Origin of the sequence: Embleya sp. NPDC005971 (assembly GCF_040629175.1) — a bacterium.
Taxonomy (GTDB): Bacteria; Actinomycetota; Actinomycetes; order Streptomycetales; family Streptomycetaceae; genus Embleya.
This window is the reverse complement of the sequence record NZ_JBEXUX010000136.1, coordinates 1-7823: the sequence shown is the minus strand read 5'-3', so window position 1 is coordinate 7823 and position 7823 is coordinate 1. Positions and strand designations below refer to the sequence as shown.

At 68.7% G+C, this 7823-nt stretch carries 8 protein-coding genes and 1 pseudogene; 4 read left to right on the top strand and 5 right to left on the bottom strand.

Annotated features, from left to right (window positions below; genetic code table 11):
- On the bottom strand, positions 1-603 hold a 603-nt coding region (locus ABZ374_RS47555; RefSeq protein WP_360324817.1), incomplete at its 3' end, for a PAS domain-containing protein.
- A gap of 271 nt (positions 604-874) precedes the next feature.
- On the opposite strand from ABZ374_RS47555, the gene ABZ374_RS47550 reads away from it, so the two are divergent.
- Complete coding sequence (locus tag ABZ374_RS47550) at positions 875-1297, top strand: type II toxin-antitoxin system HicB family antitoxin (RefSeq protein WP_360324814.1); 423 nt, start codon at positions 875-877, stop codon at positions 1295-1297.
- Between the two features lie 554 nt (positions 1298-1851).
- Here the strand turns inward: ABZ374_RS47550 and ABZ374_RS47545 are convergent.
- Positions 1852-2166 carry a hypothetical protein gene (locus ABZ374_RS47545; RefSeq protein WP_360324811.1) on the bottom strand — a complete coding sequence of 105 codons (315 nt, stop codon included), beginning with the start codon at positions 2164-2166 and terminating at the stop codon, positions 1852-1854.
- A 508-nt stretch (positions 2167-2674) separates the two neighbouring features.
- On the opposite strand from ABZ374_RS47545, the gene ABZ374_RS47540 reads away from it, so the two are divergent.
- Complete coding sequence (locus tag ABZ374_RS47540; RefSeq protein WP_360324808.1) at positions 2675-3688, top strand: hypothetical protein; 1014 nt, start codon at positions 2675-2677, stop codon at positions 3686-3688.
- Positions 3682-4607, top strand: a pseudogene (locus tag ABZ374_RS47535) (hypothetical protein); the annotation flags it as partial. The gene ABZ374_RS47540 and the pseudogene ABZ374_RS47535, both read left to right, overlap by 7 nt.
- 292 nt (positions 4608-4899) lie before the next feature.
- Here the strand turns inward: ABZ374_RS47535 and ABZ374_RS47530 are convergent.
- Positions 4900-6003: an ImmA/IrrE family metallo-endopeptidase gene (locus ABZ374_RS47530; RefSeq protein WP_360324805.1), complete on the bottom strand. Its 1104-nt coding sequence runs from the start codon at positions 6001-6003 to the stop codon at positions 4900-4902.
- 37 nt (positions 6004-6040) lie between these two features.
- Positions 6041-6373: a hypothetical protein gene (locus ABZ374_RS47525; RefSeq protein WP_360324802.1), complete on the bottom strand. Its 333-nt coding sequence runs from the start codon at positions 6371-6373 to the stop codon at positions 6041-6043.
- A gap of 353 nt (positions 6374-6726) precedes the next feature.
- On the opposite strand from ABZ374_RS47525, the gene ABZ374_RS47520 reads away from it, so the two are divergent.
- Entirely contained in the window at positions 6727-7008 is a 282-nt protein-coding gene (locus ABZ374_RS47520) for a DUF3892 domain-containing protein (protein ID WP_360324799.1), read from the top strand.
- A gap of 88 nt (positions 7009-7096) precedes the next feature.
- Here the strand turns inward: ABZ374_RS47520 and ABZ374_RS47515 are convergent, their stop codons facing one another.
- Positions 7097-7567 carry a helicase associated domain-containing protein gene (locus ABZ374_RS47515; protein ID WP_360324796.1) on the bottom strand — a complete coding sequence of 157 codons (471 nt, stop codon included), beginning with the start codon at positions 7565-7567 and terminating at the stop codon, positions 7097-7099.
- Between the last annotated feature and the right edge of the window lie 256 nt (positions 7568-7823).

Sequence of the window (7823 nt, the reverse complement as noted above, 5' to 3'; positions counted from 1 at the left end):
GCGGACCGCGGCGCGGTGGCGGGTCAGCTCCGCGGGCGCGGGCAACATCGCGGCTTGCAGGGCGAGGGCGACCTCGCGGTCACGGGCGTGTGCCCACCGCAGCCGCTCGTTGGCCTCCTGGAGTTCACGCGAGCGCGTGTACAACTCGGCTTCCAGCACCTGCGCCCAACCTCCGCGACCCCGCCGGCCGCGGGCGCGGATGAGTTCGGTGATCTCCTCCACCTTGAGCACGATCAACGCCACGCGGCCGTCCGGGCCGAACACCGGGCTGCTGACCGGGCTCCAGTAGCGCTCCTCCCACTCGCCGGGCCGGTCGGAGCACTCGACGTCGTAGCGCTGCAGCGCCATGGTGTCGCGCTCCCCGGTGGAGACCACCCGGCGCAGGGACGCCGCCAGGTTGCGCGCACCCGTCGCGTCGGGATCCTTGGGGTTGTCGGGGAAGACGTCGAACAGGTAACGCCCCACCACCTGCTCGCGGGTGCGGCCCACAACGCGCAGGTACGCCTCGTTCACGGCGAGATACGTCAATTCGGTGGTGAGCAGTGCGACCGCGCCCGGCAGAGCCTGGAACACCGCCTCGAAGTCGATCCCGGAATGTCCCACGACGCTTCCCGCCCGCGACCCCGATTCGATCTCGTACCCACGATAGGTCACGCCCCCGCCCGTCGCCCGGTCGCGTGCGATCACCCTCGGCGGTTCCCGGGCCGTGATCGACGGCGGTGACCGCGCCCTGCGCTCGCTGCGCCGGTTCCTTGTCCTGCTCGCGGCGGGGCCGGCGTACCGGCGCGTACCCCTCGATTGCCGAACGTGTCGCCCGTCACCGCGAGATCAACGAGATCACCGCTCAAAAGACCCTGAAGAAGGCGAGGAACGCATGACCCCCACCGTCTACCAGGCCACCGCCGAACGGTCCGGCGCGTGGTGGGCCGTCAGTATCGAGGACGCCGCCGGCGGCGTGTACACCCAAGGACGCCCCCTCGCCGAAGTCGCCGACATGGCCCGGGACGCCGTCGCAACCGCGTTGGACGTGAGCCCGAACGAGGTGCGCGTCGAACTGTCCGTCGCGGGCACCACCGAGGCCCTGAACACCCTGGATCAGGCACGACGGGCAGCCGAGGAAGCCGACAGGACGGCGAGCCGAGCCCTGGCCGACGCCGTCGCGACGCTGCTGGACACCGGAATGAGTCAACGCGACGCGGGCAGGGTCCTGGGAGTCTCCCACCAGCGTGTCGGCCAACTCGCTCCGCGACGGACCACCACGAAACGCCCCAGACGCGGAAAACTCCAAGACGCCTGAGCCGAACACGCGGCGGGCCGGACGGTGGCGAGACCCTCGACCGACCACCGACTCCTGACGGGCCGCCGCAGTCCCGTCGCCACCGTCGCCCGTGTGCCCCGTCTGCCAGGACTTCAACTCGACGACCGCTCGATGCCCCTCGAACGAGTCCGTCCCACGCCGGCAGTCGGGCGACTCCACACCAGCGGTCGAGAGCCCATCCACCGCAGACCTCACGTGCGGGATTCCGCATGCCGAGCGCGGAGAGCGCGTCGAGTCGTTCGGGTGGGTAGGTCGCTCGTCGTTGTCGTGCGTCGGCGAGGGCGATCCCGAGTTTGACCTGATGCGTCTCGCCGTCGGGTTCGAGGGTTTCGACGTGTGTGCGCGGCACGGTCAGGTGTCCCTCGCGTTCCCGGCACGCGGCGGCCACGGTGAGGGTGAGGGTCCACCGGTCCGCCCTCACCACCGCCGCAGCCGACGACGCCGCGCTGCGCCGGTGTCAGGTTCTTCGCGTCGTGTCGTTGTCGTCGGAGCCAGGTTCCGATTCGCGGGACCAAACGTTGCCCAGGCCGGGGTCAGGCTTGCTCCAAGCGTGCCGCGCGGCAACACAGTCGCGCGTACCGTCGGCCCGAACAAACACACAGCCGAGGGGGCGCGATGCGGCCCGCGCGGCGGGCAACGACGCTGGTGGCATTGGGGGTTGCCGTCCTGGTCGGTTGTTCGGGATCGGGGTCGGGCGGCAGTTCGTCGGCGCCGGAGGGATCCGCTACCGCCACCTCGACGGCGGCGGGCACGTCCGCCGGAGCGCCCCGGGCGGCCACGCCTTCGGGCGTGGCCGGGTCGCCGACGGCCGGGTCGCCGGACTCGGCGGCGTCGGTCTCTCCGCCCAAGGCGTCCTCGCCTGCTCCGTTCCGGCTGCTTTGAAAGGTCTTGTCGATTGATCATGTGTTGACCATCGGGTTCGCAGAATCTGGGACTTTGGATCTTGACTGCGTGGCTTGGGTTTTGCTGTCTTGCTCGACCTTGTCTGATCTGTGGCCTGTGGCTTTGCAGAATCTGGGACGGGTGGTCGGTTCCGTTGGGAAAACCCGTGGACGGATGTGATGCGGTGATCGGTGGGCTGTGTGTTCGTGCGTCGGAGCCGTGCTCGGGGGTCGTTTGTGTCGTTCCTGACCCCGTGTCCTTTGGTGCCCCTCGGCTTCCTGTCGAGTCTGTCCACCACGGGTGTGTCGTCTCAATGGGGTTGCTGTAGCTCCTTGGTTGGTGGGGTCTTTGAGCTGTGGTGCAGCAAACTGTGAGAATTCGTGTGGGGGAGTGGTGTGAGCTTGTGAGCTGTTTCGATGACACGGTGGGGGTTTTGGGGGTCGTGTATGCAGGGGTGTTGACCTGTGGTGCGGCATGATCTGGGAAGCATGCTGCGATTTCGTTGAGGCGACGCGATGGAGCGCGGTTCTCGGTGTTGTGCCGGTGCCTTTTCTCGGTGTTGTGCCATTGTTGTTGTGGTCGTTCGAGCGTTGTCTCCGCGGCCGGTCGGTCGCCGAAGCGAATACGCGCACCCCGACGAAGGCGTCCGCCGGCCGCGCCCGGCGTGGGGCCCGGTCGTGGCACACGCGTCGAACCCCCGGCGCGGGCCCGGCCATCCACGCCGGTCGGCATCCGCATCGCATGCCGAGCGGCGTCGCGGGAATGGCCCGGTGGTCGTTGCCGATCCCGATCCGCGGAGTGCGGGAAATCAGGAGATCCCCGGGGTTCGCGCCTGCGATACTTCTCGAAATCCGTGGGATCACAGGCTGTTTGGGGGCCGGGGTGTCGACGCGCAACCACATCACCGAGGTCACCCGGCGGCACATCGTCGACGCGATCCACCTGGAGAAGATCGACTGGGCCGGCCGGCTGGACGAGGTCGACTTCCTCGGCCGCCTGTACGACCTCGAGGCGATGCAGAGCCACGACTCCCGCTACGCCACCGCGAGCGGGGACATCTACCAGCACCGGTACAACAATCCGGAGGACTGGGACGACGACTGGGTCTTCGGCGACCCTCGCTTCGGACTCGCTCGCGGGTCTGACGACGTGTTCCTTCGGTTCCTCGCCGAAATCCTCCACCCCGTCGTCCGAGCCGACCCCGAGGAAGCCCGACGGCTTGCGAGGATGTTCAACGACGCGCTCGCCCCCGACGGTTGGGAACTCGTTCCGGACGGCGCGATCAGCGGTCGGCCGATCCACAAGGCTCGCCGTCGTACCTCGTTTCACGGCGGCCTGCCCGAACTCAACCTCGACGCGCGGCCCCTGTTGACCGACCCCCGGGTCCTGCACGAGCACCTGGGCCGGATCCGGGACGGGATCGACCGCGATCCCGCCGCCGCGATCGGCTCGTGCAAGGAACTGGTCGAGAGCCTGTGCGCGAGTTGATCGATCGTGCAGCCGAACTGCGCCACGTCCGCCGACCGCGCCCGTACTGGCCCCAACGCCACGGTGCCCCGTCCGACCACGCACGCCACGAGGGCGGCGAACGCCGCGAGTTCGCCCGCCTCGTCGAAGAACTCGACACCAACGGCTACCTGGTCGAGGCCTTCGGCCAAGGCTGCGTCGACGACCCCGATCCGCTCCCGGACCGCTCCCGGATCCCGGCCGCCGCCTCGGATACGCGAACCTGTGGCCCCTGGACCCCGACGCGTGGGACGACGACGTCTTCTTCGGCCTGATCGAGGTCTTCCACGATCTGGTGTCGCGCCCCCGCAACCGCGACATGCACTCCTACTCCGGCTGCGGCCGGCACTACAAGGAGTTCGACGCCGCCCCCGGCCGTGCCCTGTACCGATGGAGGATCAACAACCTCCTCCACGACGCCGGCATCGACTACCGACTCGCCGACGAGGGCGAGGACCTCGGCCGACTGGTCGCCCTCACCGACGACGCCCGCGGCGACCTCGTCCACCAGGCCCTGAACACACCCGACCCGCGAACACGCACGGGCACCGAGCACGCCATCGCCCTGTTCCGCGCACGCGGAGCCACCCGCGACCACAAACGCTCGGCCATCGTCGCCCTCGCCCGCATCCTCGAACAACGCCGCGACCTCATCAAGACCGAGGCCGGGAAACCCGACGACGGATCCCTCTTCGAAATCGCCAACCGATACGACCTGCGCCACGGCCGCGCCGACCAACGCGCCGACTACGACGACGCCTTCCTCGACTGGATCTTCTGGTGGTACCTCGCCACCGTCGAACTCACCAACCGGATCCTGAAAAAACAACGCACCCCACACGAGGTATCCGAGTTCCCCGACCACCTCGACCAGCGGCACGGCGACGCCCGCATCCCGTAGCGCCCCGCGGCACCGTCCCCTCACCCGTCACGCTTGTGCTCGACCCCGGGGTCCGCCCGGCCTCCCCACCGCGTCGACGAACCGTGCAACGGGACCGGCGAGCAGGACACGGGCTCGACGGATGGGCGGCGGACGTTTGCGATCTCGTGCGGTACGGCCGATCGGTGCCCGACCGATTCGATGAACATCGGCCGGGAACCGATTCCCTTGTGACGCGAGCCGGCCCGTCGCCGGCGACGCGGTCGCGCTGTGACGAGCCCGTCCTGCGCCGCGAGGGACGAGCGATGTGCCGTCAGTCCAGACTGAAGCGGCGTTTCATTGCGTTGCCCTCGCGGAAGAGCAGTGCGTTTTCGTGTTGGAGGCGGCCGACGACGATGCCGGGGGCGATGCCAGCACGGGCTGCGAAGCGTTTGATGTTGGTGAGCGGCTTGGGGTTTCGGCGGAGGGCCTCGTATGCGGGCATGTGCTCGGCGGGAATGAGTGTGGCGGCGGCGAAGGCGTTGGCCTCGACCTCGGAGGGGTCCGTGTCGGCGGAGTCGGATCCGTCGTCGTCGAGGAAGGTGAGGCGTTTGCCGTGGAGCAGGACGTGGCCGAGTTCGTGGAAGAACGTGAACCAGAACTGGTCGTCGGTCTTGTAGCGGCAGGTGAGGGCGACCATGGCCTTGTCGGGGGTGAGCCAGCGGGTGGCACCCGACAGCCGGGTGTTCTTCAGGGCGGGGGAGAACACGAGGGCTACGCCGGCCCGAGCGCACAATCCCGGTAGTTCCTCGATCCAGGCCTGCGGCTCACGGGTGGTGAGGGCACGCAGGGCCGGCAGGAGGTCCTGGAGGGTCTCGCGCCGGTAGGGACGGCAGTCGATCTCACGTGCTTCGAGGACGGCCAGACGCAGCCAGGTGGACGTGGCGTACTCGTTCGGTGGCGCGGCGGTCGATCGTCGAAAGGCCGCGCGGTAGCCGCCCCACAGGTTCTCGGCCACCTGCGGACTGGCCACGCCGAAGAACGCCAGAAGGTGTCGGAGGTTGTCGACGGTTCTGGCGGTGCTCGGCAGCACGTTGCGGCTGACGAGTTCGGCGAGCGGGAAATTGCCCAGCCAGTCGACCTGATCCTTAAGTCTCTCGCGTTCCTCCTCACGGGCCAGTTGTGTGCGCCACGCGGCTTCGAGAGCGTTCCAGACGGTCGCGGGCAGGCCGGTGACGCGTTCGAGGAGGAGGGCGGTCTCGGGGCTGAGGGCGGCGGATCCCTGGACGATCTGGTTGATGTGCTTGGTCGACAGGCCGGTTCTGCGGGCGAGGTCGACCTGGGTGATGCCGCGTTCCTCGAGAGCTTCCTTGAGGGTCTCGCCGGGTGGATGGGCGGTCTGGGGCGCGTACTCGTACACGTCGGCGCCGAGGGTCATCGAAGGGCCTCTCTGCGGGCGCTGGTGGCGGCTGGACTCAGGCGAGGTTGATGGAGACGACGACGAGGGATCTGATGGTGGATTCGTCGTGAGAGTGGCCGTCGGGCGATGACGGGGGATCGCCGCGGGGTAGGACGACGAGATCGGCTGTCGACCCCAAGGCGACCAGCAGACATCCGTCGTCCCGGCCGGGATGGCGACGGGGTCGGGCGGCGGGGATCCGGTGGAGTTCGCCCAGGTGCGCGACGGCGACGATCTCTCCCAGCCGCCGCCGGATCGTTGAGGACAGGTCCGGACCGAAGCGCTTGCGTCGTGCCGTGTCGTCGTTGCACGCCATAGCGAGATCGGCGTCTTGGAAGAAGACCTTCAACTACCACCTCGAGGATATTTCATGCACCAGTCGGGTGCATGCTATCTTGGCGATCAAGGCCAGAGTTCAATGAACCTAATCGGTATATGAAACTCTATGGTTGGATCGATGGTCGGTCATCCCCGCCACCTGCATCCCCCAAGCCTTGGGCAGCCAACGCCCAGCCAAACGCGGTCACCTACCGGTTTCACGCAGGACCGTAGACGCCCTTCCAAGGGACCCTGCCGCCGATATCGAGACCCCACAACAACCGGCGGACACGAGCACGATCCGAAGCGCCCGCTCCAGGGAGCAGTACGCGGATGCCCGGCCCTGATCCGGACTGCGCCCCAGACCGACAGAAAAGAGCACCCATGGCCATCCAGATCACCGCCATCCGACTTTCGAGCGGTACCACCCACGAGCACATCATCCACTTGTGGTGGAAGAACCCGGCCGACGGAAAAACCGGCGACAACACACGCGCGCAAATTGTCTCGTGGATCGAGGACCAGAACGGCAAGGCGTACACCGACGACGGCAAAGGCCACCGAGCCGATGTTGCAGTCGTGACCCCGCGCCAAGGCGAGAAGTACCTCCGCACGCACTCCGACGGAGCGTGGACCAACAACCTGCTCGCCCTTCCCCGACGTTGAGACAACCGCAGGGTGCGGGGCGGCAAGACCGCCGCTCCGCGCTCATAGACGGCGGTTCGAAATCTCCACCCGGATCTCACACCCGACCTCACGTCCACCGCATCCCGATCGCGTCCAACGCGGCGATCCGCTCACCCGTCAACTTCCCGCGCCGCGCCCGGGTGTTGATGACCCACACCCCCAACCGCACCTCCTCGACCCCGCCACCCCCGGGCACGTCGACGGCCTCGACGTGCCCGCGCGGGACCTCCAGGTGCCCCTCCCGCGTAAAGAACGCCCCGGCGGCGGCCAACCCGACCGCGAACGCCTCGTCCCTGCTGCGCCCCGCCCTCGGCCCCTCGACCGCCGGCCGCACCGCCACCGGCTCGGCGACAGGCGCCGCAACGCCCACTGCGAGCAGCGCCTCCCGCTGCGCCGCGTTCAACCGCTCCCACCCCGCGACCTGACGCTCGACCCACCGCCCGATCGCCACCCCGCGATACACCGCCCCGGGACCGGGAACGACGACCTCCCACACCGCCACCAGCCCCGCCGCCCCACCGCCGACGTCGGCCCCCACACCACCCGCCGCGACCCCACCTGCCACCCCCGCCGCTGCGCCGCGCGGCCCGGCCAAGCCCACCTCACCGCCCGATCCATGCCCACCCGCCGTCGTACCCCGGGACGCCGCCGTCCCGTGCCCGGGCCTCGCGACACCCGGCCCGACCACACCCGCCGCTGTGAGGTGCCCTTGATCTTCCGGACAGCGACCCGCGTAGGGTTGTAGGAAACCGGAAAGAGAAAGCACGTGCCAAAGAGATATACACAGCAGTTCA

What these genes read in the sequence shown, in the direction of transcription:
- ABZ374_RS47530 (WP_360324805.1), bottom strand. Translation starts at nt 6,003, where the DNA reads ATGACCCTCGGCGCCGACGTGTACGAGTACGCGCCCCAGACCGCCCAT.
- ABZ374_RS47550 (WP_360324814.1), top strand. Translation starts at nt 875, where the DNA reads ATGACCCCCACCGTCTACCAGGCCACCGCCGAACGGTCCGGCGCGTGG.
- ABZ374_RS47520 (WP_360324799.1), top strand. Translation starts at nt 6,727, where the DNA reads ATGGCCATCCAGATCACCGCCATCCGACTTTCGAGCGGTACCACCCAC.
- ABZ374_RS47540 (WP_360324808.1), top strand. Translation starts at nt 2,675, where the DNA reads ATGATCTGGGAAGCATGCTGCGATTTCGTTGAGGCGACGCGATGGAGC.